At 60.5% G+C, this 17,383-nt stretch carries 10 protein-coding genes and 2 pseudogenes; 8 read left to right on the top strand and 4 right to left on the bottom strand.

Annotation, left to right across the window (positions count from 1 at the left end; genetic code table 11):
- Window positions 1-141: 141 nt before the first annotated feature.
- From ACGJAX_RS22945 to ACGJAX_RS22920, 6 genes are all read left to right on the top strand, one after another.
- Window positions 142-1,455, top strand: coding sequence for an MdtA/MuxA family multidrug efflux RND transporter periplasmic adaptor subunit (locus ACGJAX_RS22945; protein WP_090321041.1), 1,314 nt, complete (start codon window positions 142-144; stop codon window positions 1,453-1,455).
- A complete protein-coding gene (locus ACGJAX_RS22940) occupies window positions 1,452-4,556 on the top strand; it encodes an MdtB/MuxB family multidrug efflux RND transporter permease subunit (protein ID WP_390956276.1) in 3,105 nt (1,034 codons plus the stop codon). The genes ACGJAX_RS22945 and ACGJAX_RS22940 overlap by 4 nt, the downstream gene beginning before the upstream one ends.
- Window positions 4,553-7,660, top strand: coding sequence for an efflux RND transporter permease subunit (locus tag ACGJAX_RS22935; protein ID WP_247255796.1), 3,108 nt, complete (start codon window positions 4,553-4,555; stop codon window positions 7,658-7,660). The genes ACGJAX_RS22940 and ACGJAX_RS22935 overlap by 4 nt, the downstream gene beginning before the upstream one ends.
- Window positions 7,657-9,138, top strand: a complete 1,482-nt coding sequence (locus ACGJAX_RS22930; RefSeq protein WP_390956275.1) for an efflux transporter outer membrane subunit — start codon at window positions 7,657-7,659, stop codon at window positions 9,136-9,138. Before ACGJAX_RS22935 ends, ACGJAX_RS22930 begins: the two co-directional genes overlap by 4 nt.
- A gap of 254 nt (window positions 9,139-9,392) precedes the next feature.
- Window positions 9,393-11,474 carry an EAL domain-containing protein gene (locus ACGJAX_RS22925; protein WP_390956274.1) on the top strand — a complete coding sequence of 694 codons (2,082 nt, stop codon included), beginning with the start codon at window positions 9,393-9,395 and terminating at the stop codon, window positions 11,472-11,474.
- Between the two features lie 104 nt (window positions 11,475-11,578).
- The gene (locus ACGJAX_RS22920; protein ID WP_390956273.1) at window positions 11,579-12,325 is read left to right on the top strand and encodes an SDR family oxidoreductase; all 747 of its coding nucleotides are present in this window, start codon (window positions 11,579-11,581) and stop codon (window positions 12,323-12,325) included.
- A 123-nt stretch (window positions 12,326-12,448) separates the two neighbouring features.
- Here the strand turns inward: ACGJAX_RS22920 and mapR are convergent, their stop codons facing one another.
- The 3 genes from mapR to ACGJAX_RS22905 all read right to left on the bottom strand — a co-directional run bounded on the left by mapR (window position 12,449) and on the right by ACGJAX_RS22905 (window position 15,795).
- Window positions 12,449-13,858: a GntR family transcriptional regulator MpaR gene (mapR, locus tag ACGJAX_RS22915; protein WP_247255799.1), complete on the bottom strand. Its 1,410-nt coding sequence runs from the start codon at window positions 13,856-13,858 to the stop codon at window positions 12,449-12,451.
- A 77-nt stretch (window positions 13,859-13,935) separates the two neighbouring features.
- Window positions 13,936-15,366, bottom strand: a complete 1,431-nt coding sequence (gene ccoG, locus ACGJAX_RS22910; protein WP_390956272.1) for a cytochrome c oxidase accessory protein CcoG — start codon at window positions 15,364-15,366, stop codon at window positions 13,936-13,938.
- 195 nt (window positions 15,367-15,561) lie between these two features.
- Window positions 15,562-15,795 carry a DUF3203 family protein gene (locus ACGJAX_RS22905; RefSeq protein WP_247255801.1) on the bottom strand — a complete coding sequence of 78 codons (234 nt, stop codon included), beginning with the start codon at window positions 15,793-15,795 and terminating at the stop codon, window positions 15,562-15,564.
- A 121-nt stretch (window positions 15,796-15,916) separates the two neighbouring features.
- Here ACGJAX_RS22905 and ACGJAX_RS22900 point away from each other — a divergent pair.
- Window positions 15,917-16,042 (top strand): annotated as a pseudogene (locus tag ACGJAX_RS22900) (MgtC/SapB family protein); the annotation flags it as partial.
- A 52-nt stretch (window positions 16,043-16,094) separates the two neighbouring features.
- On the opposite strand, the pseudogene ACGJAX_RS22895 reads toward ACGJAX_RS22900, so the two are convergent.
- Window positions 16,095-16,900, bottom strand: a pseudogene (locus ACGJAX_RS22895) (helix-turn-helix domain-containing protein).
- A 118-nt stretch (window positions 16,901-17,018) separates the two neighbouring features.
- Here ACGJAX_RS22895 and ACGJAX_RS22890 point away from each other — a divergent pair.
- Window positions 17,019-17,378, top strand: a complete 360-nt coding sequence (locus ACGJAX_RS22890) for a DUF2834 domain-containing protein (protein WP_390956271.1) — start codon at window positions 17,019-17,021, stop codon at window positions 17,376-17,378.
- The last annotated feature ends 5 nt before the right edge of the window (window positions 17,379-17,383 follow it).

Below are 17,383 nucleotides of genomic sequence, written 5' to 3'. Positions count from 1 at the left end.
GGCCGTTTTCATTTGTGCTTCAGTGCCTTAGATAAATCTCCTGATACGTAAGCCGAAAGTAAATTGCCGGTAAAGGCGCTTTGCTTAAGACCCGCCAGTGCTTATCGTTCAGCCTTATGTAAAAAGAAGCCCACGCGCCTAATGGTTGATCACTCAATGCAATCCTCCACCCCCCGTAGTCCCCGTCGCTGGCTGTTTGGCCTGCTCGTCCTGTTGGTCATCGCTGGTCTGTGCTGGAAGTTCTGGCCTGGCAGCGCGGTGCCGAAAGACGCTGCGGGGCAAAAAGCCGTTGCCGGACACACGGGCAGGTCGGGCGCGATGCGTCCCGGGTTCGGCGGTGCGACAGGGCCGGTTCCGGTGCGAGTGGCGCCGGCGGTCAAGGGTGACTTCCCGCTGTACTACAAGGCTTTGGGCACCGTCACGGCGCTGAATACCATCAACGTGCGCAGCCGCGTCGGCGGTGAGCTGGTCAAGATCTACTTCGAAGAAGGGCAGATGGTCAAAGCTGGCGATCTGCTGGCCGAGATTGATCCACGTCCGTACCAGAACGCCTTGCTTCAGGCCGAAGGCACCTTGCTGCAGAACCAGGCACAGCTGAAAAACGCCCAGGTGGACGTCGAGCGTTATCGCGGCCTGTACCGTGAAGACAGCATCGCCAAGCAAACCCTGGACACCGCCGAAGCACTGGTGGGACAGTTCCAGGGCACGGTCAAGACCAATCAGGCGGCGGTCAACGACGCCAAGCTCAATCTCGAATTCACCCGGATCCGTGCACCGATCGCCGGACGCATCGGTTTGCGGCAACTGGACATCGGCAACCTGGTCGCGGCCAACGATACGACGGCACTGGCAGTCATCACCCAGATCCAACCGATCAGCGTAGCCTTCACCCTGCCGGAAAGCAGCCTTGACGTCGTGCTGGCCCGCTATCGCAGTGGCGCGAGGCTGCCGGCCGAAGCCTGGGATCGTGGTGATACCAAGCTGCAGGCCACCGGCGTGTTGCAGAGTCTGGACAACCAGATCAACGTCACCACCGGGACCCTGAAATTCAAGGCGCGCTACGAAAACCGCGACCAGTCGCTGTTCCCCAACCAGTTCGTCAATGTGCGCCTGTTGGCCGACACCCTCAAAGACGTGGTGCTCGCGCCTTCTGCGGCCATCCAGTTCGGTACAAACGGCACGTTCGTCTATGCCCTGGACGGCGACAAGAAGGTCAAGATTCGTCAGTTGAAAATCGGCGCCAGCGACGGTGAAAACACCGTGGTCACCGAAGGCCTTTCCGCGGGTGATCGCGTGGTGCTGGAGGGCACCGACCGTCTCAAGGACGGCAGCGACGTGGAAGTGGTCAACACCCCCGAGGACGTGCCGGCCAGTCCGGCTGGCCACCTGCAAGGCAAATCGGCGGCCAGTACGACTGAACAGACCACCGACAAGGCGAAAAAGGGCGGCGCATGAATCTCTCGCGGCTGTTCATCCTTCGCCCGGTAGCGACCACCCTGAGCATGCTGGCCATCGTTCTGGCCGGGGTGATCGCTTATCGGCTGTTACCGGTCTCGGCGTTGCCTCAGGTCGATTACCCGACCATCCGCGTCATGACCCTTTACCCCGGCGCCAGCCCGGACGTCATGACCAGCGCCGTCACCGCTCCGCTCGAACGGCAGTTCGGGCAGATGCCCGGCCTGACACAAATGGCGTCCACCAGCTCCGGCGGCGCCTCGGTGCTGACCCTGCGTTTCAGCCTCGACATCAACATGGACGTCGCCGAGCAGCAGGTGCAAGCTGCGATCAACGCCGCGACCAACCTGTTGCCCAAGGACTTGCCGGCACCGCCGGTGTACAACAAGGTCAACCCGGCCGATACGCCGGTGCTGACCCTGGCCATCACGTCCAAGACCATGCTGCTGCCCAAGCTCAACGACCTGGTCGATACCCGCATGGCACAGAAAATCGCCCAGATCAGCGGCGTTGGCATGGTCAGCATCGCCGGTGGTCAGCGTCAGGCGGTGCGGATCAAGGTCAATCCCGAGGCCCTGGCGGCCAACGGCCTGAACCTGTCGGACGTGCGCACGCTGATCGGCGCCTCCAACGTCAACCAGCCCAAGGGCAACTTCGATGGCCCGACGCGGGTTTCGATGCTCGATGCAAACGATCAACTGACGTCGCCCAAGGACTACGCCAACCTGATCCTGGCGTACGCCAACGGCGCACCGTTGCGTCTCAAGGACGTGGCCGAAATCGTCGACGGCGCCGAGAACGAGCGTCTGGCGGCGTGGGCCAACGAAAACCAGGCGGTGTTGCTGAATATCCAGCGCCAGCCAGGGGCCAACGTCATCGAGGTGGTCGACCGGATCAAGGCCTTGTTGCCGAGCATCACCGACAACCTGCCGGCCGGCCTCGACGTGACGGTGCTGACTGACCGCACCCAGACCATCCGCGCCTCGGTCAAGGACGTGCAGCACGAGTTGCTGATCGCCATCGCGCTGGTGGTGATGGTGACGTTCCTGTTTCTGCGTCGGGCAAGCGCCACGATCATTCCGTCGGTGGCCGTGCCGCTGTCGCTGATCGGCACCTTTGGCGTGATGTACCTCGCGGGCTTCTCGGTCAACAACCTCACCTTGATGGCCCTGACCATCGCCACCGGTTTCGTGGTGGACGACGCGATCGTCATGCTGGAAAACATTGCCCGATTCATCGAAGAGGGCGACAGCCCTTTGAATGCGGCGCTCAAGGGTGCCAAGCAGATCGGCTTCACCCTGATTTCCCTGACCCTGTCGCTGATCGCGGTGTTGATCCCGCTGCTGTTCATGGCGGACGTGGTGGGGCGGTTGTTCCGCGAATTCGCCATCACCCTGTCGGTGGCGATCCTGATCTCCCTGGTGGTGTCCCTGACCCTGACGCCGATGATGTGTGCGCGGCTGCTCAAACGTGAACCCAAGGAAGAAGAACAGGGCCGTTTCTATCGGGCCAGTGGCGCGTTCATCGACTGGATGATCGCGGCGTACGGGCGCAAATTGCAGTGGGTGCTCAAGCACCAGCCGCTGACCCTGTTGGTGGCCATCGCCACCCTGGCGCTGACGGTATTGCTGTACATCGCCGTGCCCAAGGGCTTCTTCCCGGTACAGGACACCGGGGTGATCCAGGGCATTTCCGAGGCGCCGCAGTCGATTTCCTTCGCCGCGATGAGCGAACGTCAGCAGGAACTGGCCAAGGTGATCCTGGCCGATCCCGCGGTTGAAAGCCTGTCGTCCTACATCGGTGTCGATGGCGACAACTCCACGCTCAACAGCGGTCGGTTACTGATCAATCTCAAATCCCACAGCGAGCGCGACCTGAGTGCTACGGCGGTGATTGCCCGGTTGCAACCGGAGCTGGACAAACTGGTCGGCATTCGCCTGTTCATGCAGCCGGTGCAGGATTTGACCATTGAGGACCGTGTCAGCCGTACGCAATATCAGTTCAGCATGTCGTCGCCGGACTCCGAATTGCTCAGCCTGTGGAGCGGGCGGCTGGTCGAGGCCCTGGCGCAACGGCCGGAACTGACCGACGTCGCCAGCGACCTGCAGGACAAGGGGTTGCAGGTCTATCTGGTGATCGACCGGGATGCCGCGTCGCGGGTCGGGGTTTCGGTGTCGAACATCACCGATGCGCTGTACGATGCCTTCGGTCAGCGGCAGATTTCCACCATTTACACCCAGGCCAGCCAATACCGCGTGGTGCTGCAATCACAGTCCGGGGAGAAGATCGGCCCGCAGGCGCTGGAGCAGATCCACGTCAAGACCACCGAGGGCGGTCAGGTGCGTCTGTCCAGCCTGGCGCACATCGAAGAGCGCCAGGCGCAACTGGCGATCACCCATATCGGCCAGTTCCCGGCGGTGATGATGTCGTTCAACCTCGCGCCCGGCGTGGCGCTGGGGCATGCGGTGCAGATCATCGAACAGGTGCAAAAGGACATCGGCATGCCGATTGGCGTGCAAACCCAGTTCCAGGGCGCGGCCGAGGCTTTCCAGGCGTCGCTGTCGAGTACCCTGCTGCTGATCCTGGCGGCGGTGGTGACCATGTACATCGTGTTGGGCGTGCTGTACGAAAGCTACATTCACCCGATCACCATTCTCTCGACCCTGCCCTCGGCGGCGGTGGGCGCGTTGCTGGCGTTGATCCTCAGCGGCAATGACCTGGGCATGATCGCGATTATCGGCATCATCCTGTTGATCGGGATCGTGAAGAAGAACGCCATCATGATGATCGACTTCGCCCTCGACGCCGAGCGCAATCAGGGCATGGCCCCTGAAACGGCCATCTACCAGGCGGCCTTGCTGCGTTTCCGGCCTATCCTGATGACCACCCTGGCGGCCCTGTTTGGCGCGGTGCCCCTGATGTTGGCCACCGGTTCCGGGGCGGAATTGCGTCAACCGCTGGGTCTGGTGATGGTGGGCGGTTTGTTGGTCAGTCAGGTGCTGACGCTGTTCACTACGCCGGTTATCTATCTGTACTTCGATCGCCTCGGTCGGCGCTGGGGTCGCAAGCCTGAGCCGGTGGAAGCGGTAGAGCAGCCATGAACCTCTCCGGTCCTTTCATCAAGCGCCCTGTCGCGACCATGTTGCTGAGCCTGGCGATCATGCTGCTGGGCGGTGTCAGTTTCGGCCTGTTGCCGGTGTCGCCGCTGCCCCAAATGGACTTTCCGGTGATCGTGGTGCAGGCCAGCCTGCCTGGCGCAAGCCCGGAGGTCATGGCGTCCACCGTGGCCACGCCGCTGGAGCGTTCCTTCGGCGCCATCGCCGGGGTCAATACCATGAGCAGCCGCTCCAGCCAGGGCTCGACCCGGGTGATCCTGCAATTCGACCTCGACCGCGACATCAACGGCGCGGCGCGGGAAGTGCAGGCGGCGATCAACGCGTCGCGTAACCTGTTGCCCAGCGGCATGCGCAGCATGCCAACGTACAAGAAGGTCAACCCGTCCCAGGCACCGATCATGGTGCTGTCGTTGACTTCGGACGTGCTGGAAAAAGGCCAGCTCTACGACCTGGCATCGACCATCCTGTCCCAGAGCCTGTCCCAGGTGCAGGGTGTCGGTGAGGTCCAGATCGGTGGCAGTTCGCTGCCGGCGGTGCGCATCGAGCTCGAACCCCAGGCGCTCAATCAGTACGGCGTGGCGCTGGACGATGTGCGCAACACCATCGCCAATGCCAACGTGCGCCGGCCCAAGGGGTCGGTGGAGGACAGCCAGCGTTTGTGGCAAGTCCAGGCCAACGACCAACTGGAAAAAGCCAAGGACTATGAGTCGCTGATCATTCACTACGCCGACGGTGCGGCCCTGCGCCTTAAGGATGTGGCCAAGGTCAGCGACGGCGTCGAGGACCGTTACAACAGCGGATTCTTCAACAACGATTCGGCGGTATTGCTGGTCATCAACCGGCAGGCCGGCGCCAACATCATCGAGACGGTCAACGAGATCAAGGCGCAGTTGCCGGCGTTGCAGGCGGTGCTGCCGGCCAGCGTCAAACTGAACCTGGCCATGGACCGCTCGCCGGTGATCAAGGCCACGCTGCACGAAGCGGAGATGACCCTGCTGATCGCCGTGGCCCTGGTGATTCTGGTGGTGTTCCTGTTTCTCGGTAACTTCCGTGCGTCGCTGATTCCGACCCTGGCGGTGCCGGTGTCGCTGGTCGGCACCTTTGCGGTGATGTACCTCTATGGCTTCTCGCTGAACAACCTGTCGCTGATGGCGCTGATTCTGGCCACCGGGCTGGTGGTGGACGATGCCATCGTCGTGCTGGAGAACATTTCCCGGCACATCGACGAAGGTGTACGGCCGATGAAGGCGGCCTACCTCGGCGCCCGGGAAGTCGGCTTCACGCTGCTGTCAATGAACGTGTCGCTGGTGGCGGTGTTCCTGTCGATCCTGTTCATGGGCGGGATCATTGAAAGTCTGTTTCGTGAGTTCTCGATCACCCTGGCGGCGTCGATCGTGGTGTCGCTGGTGGTCTCGCTCACACTCACGCCGATGCTTTGCGCACGTTGGCTCAAGCCTCATGTGCCGGGCCAGGAAAACCGCTTGCAGCGCTGGAGCCGCCAGGCCAACGAATGGCTGGTCGGCAAATACGCGACGAGCCTCGACTGGGTGTTGCGCCATCGCCGGTTGACCTTGTTGAGCCTGCTGGTGACCGTTGGCGTCAACGTTGCCCTGTACGTGGTCGTGCCGAAAACCTTTATGCCGCAACAGGACACCGGCCAGTTGATCGGTTTTGTGCGCGGCGATGACGGCCTGTCGTTCAGTGTGATGCAACCTAAAATGGAGACCTTCCGCCGCGCGGTGCTCAAGGACGAAGCCGTGGAAAGCGTCGCCGGTTTCATCGGCGGCACCAACGGCACCAATAACGCCTTCATGCTGGTGCGTCTGAAACCGATCAAGGAACGCAATATCTCGGCGCAGAAGGTCATCGAACGTCTACGCAAGGAAATGCCCAAGGTCGCCGGGGCGCAATTGATGCTGATGGCCGACCAGGACCTGCAATTCGGCGGTGGCCGTGAACAGACCACGTCGCAGTATTCCTACATTTTGCAAAGCGCCGATCTTGGCGAGTTGCGCGAGTGGTACCCGAAAGTCGTCACCGCGCTGAGGGCTTTGCCGGAGCTGACCGCGATTGACGCCCGTGAAGGCCGTGGTGCCCAACAGGTGACCTTGATTGTCGACCGCGACCAGGCTAAACGCCTCGGGGTCGACATGGACATGGTCACGGCGGTGCTGAACAACGCCTACAGTCAGCGGCAGATTTCCACCATCTACGACAGCCTCAACCAGTACCAGGTGGTGATGGAGGTCAACCCGAAATACGCCCAGGACCCGATCACCCTCAAGCAGGTTCAGGTGATTACCGCTGCGGGTGCGCGGATTCCGCTGTCGACCATCGCTCACTATGAAAACAGCCTGGAAGACGACCGGGTCAGCCACGAAGGCCAGTTCGCTTCCGAAAGCATTTCCTTCGACATGGCCGAAGGGGTCACGGTGGAGCAGGGCACGGCGGCTATCGAGCGGGCGATTGCCAGGCTGGGCATGCCGGAAGACGTGATCGTGAAAATGGCCGGCACCGCCGATGCCTTTGCCGCCACCCAGAAGAGTCAGCCGTTCATGATCCTTGGTGCGCTGGTGGCGGTGTACCTGGTATTGGGTGTGCTGTATGAAAGCTACATCCACCCGCTGACCATTCTGTCGACCTTGCCCTCGGCCGGTGTCGGCGCCTTGCTGTCCATCTATGCCCTGGGCGGGGAGTTCAGCCTGATCTCGTTGCTGGGCCTGTTCCTGCTGATCGGCGTGGTCAAGAAAAACGCCATCCTGATGATCGACCTGGCCCTGCAACTCGAACGCCAGCAAGGCATGGCGCCGCTGGAGTCGATCCGCAACGCCTGTTTGCAACGTTTGCGGCCGATTCTGATGACCACCCTGGCGGCGATTCTCGGCGCCTTGCCATTGTTGCTCAGCCGCGCAGAAGGGGCGGAAATGCGCCAGCCACTGGGCCTGACCATTATCGGCGGGCTGATCTTCAGCCAAGTGTTGACCCTTTACACGACCCCGGTGGTTTACCTCTATCTCGACAAGCTGCGCCATCGTTTCAACCATTGGCGTGGGGTGCGTACCGATGCTGCTCTGGAAACTCCGCTATGACTGACCGTTCGCTTTACAACCTGGCTGCACCGATGATCGCGGCTCGAGGCTCGCGTTTGCTGAGCCTGTCGCTGTGCGTGGCGATGCTCAGTGCCTGTGCCGTCGGCCCCGATTACCAGCGCCCGCAAACCGCCACGCCGGCGCAGTACAAGGAAGCGGCCGGCTGGCGTCAGGCCAATCCGAGCGATTCCCTGGCCCGCGGCGCGTGGTGGGAGTTGTATGGTGATCAGCAACTCAATGGCCTGGTCGAGAAACTCAATGCGTCCAACCAGACCGTGGCGCAGTCCGAAGCCCAGTATCGCCAGGCCCAGGCCCTTGTGCGCAGCGCCCGAGGCGCGTTTTTCCCGACGGTGGACCTGACCGTCGGCAAGAACCGCTCCAGCCAGGGCACCGGCAGCAGCAATTCCAGCCTGACCAGTTCTTCCAGCGGCATTCGTGACACCTATACGGCCCAGGCCGGCGTGAGTTGGGAGGCCGATGTCTGGGGCAAACTGCGTCGCGGCCTGGAAGCCGACACCGCCAATGCCGAGGCCAGTTTTGCCGACCTGGCGGCGATGCGCCTGAGCCAGCAGTCGGAACTGGTGCAGAACTACCTGCAATTGCGCGTGATCGATGAGCAGAAACGCCTGCTTGAGGCGACCGTCGAGGCCTATCAGCGTTCGTTGAAAATGACCGAAAACCAATACCGCGCCGGGGTCTCCGGCAAGGACGCGGTGGCCCAGGCGCAGACCCAACTCAAGAGCACCGAGGCGGACATGGTCGATTTGATCTGGCAGCGCGCCCAGTTTGAAAACGCCATCGCCGTACTCATCGGTCTTCCGCCCGCCGAATTCAGCCTGGCGGAAATCAACAGCATCCCGGCATTGCCGCAAGTGCCACTGAGCCTGCCTTCGCAACTGTTGGAACGGCGCCCGGACATTGCCTCCGCCGAGCGTTCGGTCATGGCCGCCAACGCCAACATCGGTGTAGCCAAGGCTGCCTATTACCCGGACCTGACGCTGAGCCTGAATGGCGGTTACAGCAGCAGCACGTATGCCAACTGGATCAGCTTGCCTAACCGCTTCTGGTCGGTCGGGCCGCAACTGGCCATGACCTTGTTCGACGGTGGTCAACGTTCGGCGGAAGTGGACCGCAGCGAAGCGGCCTACGATCAAACCGTGGCCAAATACCGCCAGACCGTGCTCGATGGTTTCCGTGAAGTGGAAAATTACCTGGTTCAGCTCAAGGTGCTGCAAGACGAAGCGGTCGTACGCCAGCAGGCACTGGATGCGGCCCGTGAGTCTTTGCGCTTGACCCAGAACCAGTACAAGGCCGGTCTGATCGCCTACATCGATGTGGTAGTGACCCAGGCCGCTGCCCTGAACAATGAACGCAGCAACCTGAGCCTGCTGCAAAGTCGCTTGATTGCCAGCGTGCAGTTGATTGCGGCATTGGGTGGCGGGTGGGATGGCCAACTGCAGGTCAGCGGCAATTTGTAGGCGCTGGCTTTCCAGCGCCTGCAAAATTGGCGAACTTACGCTTGTTACGATGCCAGACGGCAGTTATTTCCGCCCCCACATTGATCGTTAAAAACCACGCGTCCAGTTAATGTGAAACCTTAAAACAAGCGTTTCATCGGACTGCTGGCCTTTTGCTAATTTTGTGAGTGCGTTCTCATTTGGAATCAGTACAATCGCCGGATTTGCCCCGCCAGGCATGACCGTCATCAAGGGGGGCACTCGCGAGAAGTCTCATGCTCATCGGTAGCTATTCCCCCACCCTGGTTATCATTTCGCTCTGTGTGGCGATTCTCGCTTCATACACGGCTCTCGACCTGACTGGACGCATTGCCACGGCCAAGGGGCGGGCCGTGCATTTATGGACGGCGGGTGGCGCTTTTGCCATGGGCATCGGCGTATGGTCGATGCATTTCATCGGCATGCTCGCCTTCAAATTGCCCATCGATCTGGGCTATGACATCGCCTTGACACTGCTGTCGCTGTTGATCGGCGTCCTGTCTTGCGGCTTTGCCCTGTGGCTGGTCAGCCAGCCGCAACTGCCGGCGTGGCAATTGGCTGTCGGCGCGCTGGCCATGGGCGCCGGGATCAGCGCCATGCATTACACCGGCATGGCGGCGATGCGCATGCAGCCGGGTATCGATTACGACCCGACGCTGTTCAGCGCGTCGCTGCTGATCGCGGTAGGCGCCTCCGGGGCGGCGCTATGGATTGCCTTCCGTTTGCGTCAGCACACGCCTTATGTGCGCCTGATCCGCGGCGGTGCGGCAGTCATCATGGGGATTGCCATTGTCGGCATGCATTACACCGGCATGGCGGCTGCGCGTTTTCCCGATGGCAGCTTTTGCGGCGCGGCGGTCAATGGCCTGAATGGCAAAGGCCTGGACAATCTCGTGCTGATCACCACCCTGGCGGTGTTGAGCATTGCCTTGTTGACGTCGATCCTCGATGCGCGCCTGGAGGCCCGCACCGCCAGCCTTGCCCAGTCGCTGACCGAAGCCAACCGCGAACTCACTCAACTGGCCCTGCACGACACCCTGACCGGTTTGCCGAATCGGGTGCTGCTGGCCGACCGCATCGACCAGGCGATGTCCAGGGTTGACGCCGAAGGTGGGTGTTTTGCGTTGATGTTCATCGATCTGGACGGCTTCAAGCCGGTCAATGACGCCTTCGGTCACCACATGGGTGACTTGCTGTTGCGCGAGGTCAGCCTGCGTTTGCGTGAAGACCTGCGCAGCCAGGACACCTTGGCGCGCATTGGCGGCGATGAGTTCGTGTTGCTGGTGCAGTTGAGTGAGCAGAACGATGCCATGGGCCTGGCGGCGCGCCAGGTCGGGTTGATCGCCCGTTCGTTTCGGGTCGCCGAACATGACTTGCAGATCTCTGCCAGCGTCGGTATTGCGCTGTATCCGGGCAATGGCCAGACCGCCCACGAATTGCTGATGAATGCCGATGCGGCGATGTATCACGCCAAGGGCGCCGGCAAAAACGGTTACAGCTTCTTCGATGCCTCGATGAACAGCAACGCGCGAAAACAGCTGCAACTGCTGCAGGACCTGCGCAACGCCCTGGACCACAACGAGTTCAGCCTTCACTACCAGCCCAAGTTCGACGCCGGTAACGGTCGGCCGGTCGGTGCCGAGGCGTTGTTGCGCTGGGAGCACCCGACGCAGGGCATGTTGCTGCCGGACAAGTTCATCGATCTCGCGGAAAAGACCGGGCTGATCATTCCGATTGGTGACTGGGTGCTCAACGAAGCCTGCCGCCAGATGCGCGAGTGGTACGTGCTCGGCTACACCGACTGGCGCATCGCGGTGAATCTTTCCGCCTTGCAGTTCTGCCATGTCGGCCTGGTGCAGAGTGTCGCCAAGGCGCTGGCCACGCATCATCTGCCGGCCAACAGCCTGACCCTGGAAATCACTGAAACCACCGCCATGAGTGATGCCGATGCGAGCATGACGGTACTTCAGGCGCTGTCGGACATGGGCGTTGACCTGTCCATCGATGATTTCGGTACCGGCTATTCCAGTTTGATGTATCTCAAGCGTCTGCCGGCCAACGAACTGAAAATCGACCGCGGGTTTGTGCGTGACCTGGAGCGCGACAGCGACGATGCCGCGATTGTTTCCGCCATCGTCGCCCTGGGCCAGGCACTGGGTTTGCGGATCGTCGCCGAAGGCGTGGAAACCGGGTCGCAACAGGACTTCCTGACCCAACTCGGGTGCGACTCGTTGCAGGGTTACCTGCTCGGGCATCCATTGCCCGCCGAGCGTTTCATGGTGGAGATTCATCGTTCGGAGCAATTGGCGGTGGTTTGACCGGCGTTTGTGAACCGGGAGCTGGCGACAGGTTCATGCAAAAACCGACGAGGACGGTTATTCTTGCCCCCGGAACGCTTACGCTTGAAACGGGGAAAGCCTGCATGGACAAAGTCATTATCATCACCGGCGGCAGTCGCGGCATCGGTGCCGCCACAGCCCTGTTGGCCGCCGAACAAGGTTACCGGATCTGCATCAACTATCAGGCCGACGAACAAGCGGCGCAGGGCGTGCTGGAGAAAGTCCGCGCGCTGGGTGCCCAGGCCATCGCCGTACGGGCCGATGTCAGCATCGAAGACGAAGTGATCGCGCTGTTTCACCGGGTTGATACCGAACTTGGCCGGGTCACCGCGCTGGTGAACAACGCCGGTACCGTGGGACACAAGTCCCGTGTCGACGAAATGTCCGAATTTCGTATCCTCAGAACCCTCAAGACCAATGTGCTGGCGCCCGTCCTGTGCGCCAAGCACGCGATTCTGCGCATGTCGCCCAAGCACGGCGGGCAGGGCGGCAGCATCGTCAATGTGTCCTCGGTCGCCACCCGTCTGGGTGCACCCAACGAATACGTCGACTACGCCGCCTCCAAGGGCGCACTCGATACTTTCACCATTGGCCTGTCCAAGGAAGTGGCCGGCGAAGGCATCCGCGTCAACGCCGTACGCCCCGGCTATATCTATACCGATTTCCACGCACTGAGCGGCGACCCTGATCGGGTCAGCAAACTGGAGTCGGCGATACCCATGGCCCGTGGCGGGCGTCCGGATGAAGTGGCCGAGGCGATAGTCTGGTTACTGTCGGACAAGGCTTCGTACGCGACCGGGACCTTCGTTGATTTGGGGGGTGGACGTTAGACCTCTGGATGGTCGCTGTCAGGTCTGGCCTCTTCGCGAGCAGGCTCGCTCCCACAATTGACCGTGTCGTCCTGTGGGAGCGAGCCTGCTCGCGATTGCGTTCTTTCAAGCGACATCTGAACGTCAGAACGATCGAATAATCCGCCCCAACGTCTCCATCGCCTTTTCCGCCGCCTCATCCCACGGGCTCCCGTAATTCAAGCGAATGCAATTCCTGAATCTTTGGGTCGGCGAGAATATCGGCCCCGGCGCAATACTGATGCCCTGGGCCAGGGCCATTTGAAACAACTTCAACGAATCCATCTGCTCCGGCAATTCCAGCCATAAAAAGTACCCGCCTGCTGGCTGACTGACGCGAGTCTGAGCCGGAAAGTAGCGAGCGATGGCCGCGAGCATCGCGCTTTGTTGTTCTTCCAGGGCATAGCGCAGTTTGCGCAGATGCCGATCGTAACCGCCGTGCTGCAGGTAATCGGCAATGGCGGCCTGAGCCGGCATCGAGGCGCACAGAGACGTCATGAGTTTGAGGCGTTCGATTTTTTGCGCGTAACGGCCTGCGGCCACCCAGCCAATGCGATAACCGGGCGCAAGACTTTTGGCGAAGGAGCCGCAATGCATGACCAGGCCTTCGGTATCAAACGCCTTGGCCGGTTTCGGTGCCTGTTGTCCGTAATACAACTCGGCGTAGACATCGTCTTCGATCAGCGGTACCTGGTGACGGCGCAGCAGCTCCACCAGTTCCTGTTTCTTCGCCTCGGGCATGGTGGCGCCCATGGGATTCTGGAAGCTGGTCATGCACCAGCAGGCCTTGATCGGGTGGCGTTCCAGGGTTTGCGCGAGGACGCCGAGGTCGATGCCGTCGCGCGGGTGCACCGGAATTTCCACGGCTTTGAGTTTCAGCCGCTCGAGGATTTGCAGGCAGGCATAGAACGCCGGGGCTTCGATGGCCACCAGATCGCCGGGTTGGGTCACGGCTTGCAGGCACAGATTCAGCGCTTCCAGTGCGCCGTTGGTGATCAGCAGTTCTTCCATGGGCAGCATCAGCCCGCCGACCATGTAGCGCAGGGCGATTTGCCGACGCAATTGCGGGTTGCCCGGCGACATATCGGTCACGACCATGCGCGGGTCCATCTCGCGGCTGGCACTGGCCAGTGATCGCGACAGCCGTTGCAGCGGAAACAGGGTCGGGCTGGGGAACGCCGAGCCGAAGGGCACAGTGTTCGGGTCCTTGATCGAGTCGAGGACCGAGAACACCAGTTCGCTGACGTCGACCTCAGTCGATTCGTTGACCTGGCTGCTGATTTCCGGCTCGGAAAACGGTCGCGGTGCATGGGCATTGACGAAATAGCCGGATCGCGGCCGGGCGCGGATCAAGCCGCGTCGCTCCAGCAGGTAATACGCCTGGAACACGGTGGAGGGGCTGACGCCGTAGGTCTGGCTGGCGTAGCGCACCGATGGCACGCGCTGTCCGGGGCCCAGGACACCGGAGCGGATCAGTTCTGCGATGTCGTCGGCGAATTTTTCGTAGCGTTTCATCGGTATCCCGCAATGGAATCGAATAACGGTGGCGAGGGTGCAATTTCCCTCGCCACAAAGCTGTGCATCTTAAAGGCTCAGCGGTTCATTGGCGCTACAAAGCGGCTCTTGGCCACGCTATAGATGCCGGGTTCGTCGCTGTCGACGATTTTGAAGGCGATGCTTTGCGAACTGCTGGCCGGACGGTCCGTGGTCATTGCCACCGACACCGGCACATCGACAATTTCGCCGGGTGCCAGGCTCAGTTCAGTCTTGCCCTGCAACTGGAAACCTTCGCCGTCGACCAATGCCAGGCGGTAGTCCTGACGCTGCTGGGTCTTGTTGATGATCTTCAGGCTGTAGATGTTTTCGATCTGCCCCTGGCTGTTTTCGCGGAACAGGCCGCGGTCCTTGCTGACGTCCAGCGACACCATTGGCCGTTCGACCAAGGCCAGTACCAAGGCGCCGATCATCACCAGCAGCACGGCGGTGTAGCCGATCAGTCGTGGACGCAACAGATGAGTCTTGCCGCCTTGCAGTTGGTGCTCCGAGGTGTAGCTGATCAGCCCGCGAGCGTAGCCCATTTTGTCCATGATCGAATCACAGGCGTCGATGCACGCGGCGCAGCCGATGCATTCCATCTGCAAGCCATCGCGGATGTCGATGCCGGTCGGGCAAACCTGCACGCACAGTTGGCAATCAATGCAATCACCCAACCCGACTTCGGCCGGTTTGACCTCGCGTTTGCGCGGGCCACGGCTTTCGCCCCGGGCGACGTCGTAGGAAATGGTCAGGGTGTCCTTGTCGAACATCACGCTCTGGAACCGCGCATAGGGGCACATGTGCATGCACACCGCTTCACGCAGCCAACCGGCATTGATGTAGGTGGCGCCGGTGAAGAACAGCACCCAGAACAGGCTGACACCACTCAACTGCAAGGTCAGCAGTTCTTCGGCCAGCGGCCGGATCGGCGTGAAGTAACCGACGAAGGTCAGGCCGGTCAGCAGGCTGATGGCCAGCCACAGCGTGTGCTTGGCCGAGCGGCGCATCAGCTTGTTCAAGCCCCAGGGCGCGGCTTGCAGTTTGATGCGCTGGTGACGTTCGCCCTCGGTGATTTTCTCGCACCACATGAAGATCCAGGTCCAGGAACTTTGCGGGCAGGTATAGCCACACCAGACCCGCCCGGCGAACACGGTGATCGCAAACAGGCCGAACGCGGCAATGATCAGCAGGGCCGAGAGCAGGATGAAATCCTGTGGCCAGAACGTCGCGCCGAAGATGTGGAACTTGCTTTCGGACAGGTCCCAGAGCACCGCTTGGCGCCCACCCCAGTTCAACCATACGGTGCCGAAGAACAGCAGAAACAGAAATCCCGCACCGCTCATGCGCAGGGTGCGGAATACACCGGTGAAGCTGCGGGTATGGATCAGGTTGTCGCTGGTCTTGACCTTCATCTTGGGGCGTGAAGGTTCATGGGTTCTTACGATTGGGGCACTTTCTACGGTTCGGACGGGGATTCTCTCGCTCATGGTCTTTCGCTCATCAGCCTCCATCAGGCATGAGCACTATGAGCGGCCATCTGTTTGCATAACAGACTCAGGTATCGCAATAAAAACCGGATCAGATGGCGGTCGCGTGCGATCCTGCGACAAGTTGAAGCACCTGCCTCGGCGGCACGCAGTTAGCTATATCAGGTGTTTTCAGCCAATGTTGATTCGGGTCAGTCAAATCACCGAATCACTGTCAGTCGCCTTCAGATGCCGGCGACCGTCCACCGCGCCTGCGACGGTCAATGCGTCGGCTTCTGCTTCGGTGATGTAAATGTGCTGGCCGTTGATGTCTACCGCAGACATGGCTTTTTCCCCGTCGGTGACAATGGTGACGTCGGGACACAGTCGAATTTCTTCGCCGTTTTCGGTGGTAAAGAAGCAGGTCTGGTTTTCAATGCGCACGGTCATGGGAGTGTCCTTCTTTTCAGCGGGATCTACAGTCTTAGGGCACACCCGGCGGTCATCGTTCTGTGAAACCGATTAATGGTCGTCGCTGTCCACCTTCCATGACCTTCTCAAGGACAGCGCCATGAACGCCTGGTGGCATGAAGTCTGGGTGACCCTGCAGGCCGAATTCGCTGACATCGGCGACGCTTTCCAACTGACGCGCATCACCGTGCGCCTGCTGATCGCCGCGACCCTGGGCGGCATTCTCGTAAGCGTCTGGCGAACACACCTATGAATGTGTTGAACCGAAGATAACGGCATCAGCATTTCAATTGTCCATAGGCTCGGGCCATGACTTCCCAGGTTCTCGCGTCGGCAGGAACCAGATGCTCAATACGCAGCGACTCCATCGTAATGTCGAGAGGCATGCCAAATGTTGTAAAAGTTGACATGAATTTCAGTTCCCCGTGCCTTGAGTCGAGCCGCGTCAGTACCAACGGAGGCAGTTCGTTTGTCAACGTGGAAGCCTCTTGAGGCGTGGGGAGGCTTTTCAGAAGCGTAGCGAGCCCCGGGTTGCTCAGGGCCTCTCTAGCTGCCCTTTGCCAAGCAATCAATCTGATTTCCTCGACGTTGTTCAGATGATCGCCCAACCCTCCAGGCTCCAGCAGCGTTACCAACAGATTTAGGCCTTCTGCCGCATCGGCACTCAGGCCGACCAGATCGAACAGCACTCCAGTGCTGGCGTTGGCTGCCAATATCTCCACTGACTCCCCAAGACAATCGCTGGTGCGGGGTTGTTGGCATGAAGCAGGTGAGTTATAGCGTCACGAACAGCCTCCATGCTTGGCGAGGTAAGAGGTGTTGCTTCGTAGCGCGGTGCATAACCACTGGCGAGAAAGACACTGTTGCAGTGCTCTAGAGGCGCATCGAGTGCCATGAGTAGGTTATGCAGAGTTCCTGGGCTTGGCTTGGCGCGCCCTGTCTCGATGCAGCTGAGGTGGCGCTGAGAAATACCTGACATCAAGGCTAGGTCGAGTTGGCTCAATTTTGCCTGACGTCGCAGTTGACGCAACTGCTCACTTGCAGTGATGGCGGGTGTCGTTCGAGGAAAAGGTCGGGTGCTCATTGTTCGACTCTGACGGCGCGAATTGGCTGAGTCCATGACCTGTGAGGTCATTGATCTCGTCGTGACAATATCACTACCTTGTCAGCGTTGATCATCGCTTCTTGCTCAAGGAGGACTAATGAAAAGACCCTACCTCTCACTTGCCACATTGGTGATTTTTTCCTTGTATACGGTGGGTACCATGTTCGTTGCCGATCAATCGCTCATCGACTTCGGCCTGGAGTTAATATCCAGCCCGGACACTGCCCAAGTAGTTATTGACCTTTACCTGCTCGGCGTCCTCGCTTGCATCTGGATGTATCGGGACGCTCGCTCCAAAGGCCGATCTGCGGTCTCTCTTGTGCCTTACTTTCTGATAACGGCAGTCTTCGTATCGATTGGCCCATTGCTTTACCTCGTTATCAACGGATTCGCCAAGAAGAAGCTGCCTACGGATACCACCGGTTACAGCATCAATAATTCGCGCAATCTCGATTAAAAGGA

The organism is Pseudomonas moorei (genome assembly GCF_042846945.1).
Lineage (GTDB): Bacteria > Pseudomonadota > Gammaproteobacteria > Pseudomonadales > Pseudomonadaceae > Aquipseudomonas > Aquipseudomonas moorei.
This window is presented reverse-complemented; position numbering and strand designations above follow the sequence as displayed.

Excerpts from the sequence above, each read along its gene's own strand:
- ACGJAX_RS22945 (WP_090321041.1), top strand. The coding sequence starts at position 142 with ATGGTTGATCACTCAATGCAATCCTCCACCCCCCGTAGTCCCCGTCGC.
- ACGJAX_RS22940 (WP_390956276.1), top strand. The coding sequence starts at position 1,452 with ATGAATCTCTCGCGGCTGTTCATCCTTCGCCCGGTAGCGACCACCCTG.
- ACGJAX_RS22935 (WP_247255796.1), top strand. The coding sequence starts at position 4,553 with ATGAACCTCTCCGGTCCTTTCATCAAGCGCCCTGTCGCGACCATGTTG.
- ACGJAX_RS22930 (WP_390956275.1), top strand. The coding sequence starts at position 7,657 with ATGACTGACCGTTCGCTTTACAACCTGGCTGCACCGATGATCGCGGCT.
- ACGJAX_RS22925 (WP_390956274.1), top strand. The coding sequence starts at position 9,393 with ATGCTCATCGGTAGCTATTCCCCCACCCTGGTTATCATTTCGCTCTGT.
- ACGJAX_RS22920 (WP_390956273.1), top strand. The coding sequence starts at position 11,579 with ATGGACAAAGTCATTATCATCACCGGCGGCAGTCGCGGCATCGGTGCC.
- mapR (WP_247255799.1), bottom strand. The coding sequence starts at position 13,858 with ATGAAACGCTACGAAAAATTCGCCGACGACATCGCAGAACTGATCCGC.
- ccoG (WP_390956272.1), bottom strand. The coding sequence starts at position 15,366 with ATGAGCGAGAGAATCCCCGTCCGAACCGTAGAAAGTGCCCCAATCGTA.
- ACGJAX_RS22905 (WP_247255801.1), bottom strand. The coding sequence starts at position 15,795 with ATGACCGTGCGCATTGAAAACCAGACCTGCTTCTTTACCACCGAAAAC.
- ACGJAX_RS22890 (WP_390956271.1), top strand. The coding sequence starts at position 17,019 with ATGAAAAGACCCTACCTCTCACTTGCCACATTGGTGATTTTTTCCTTG.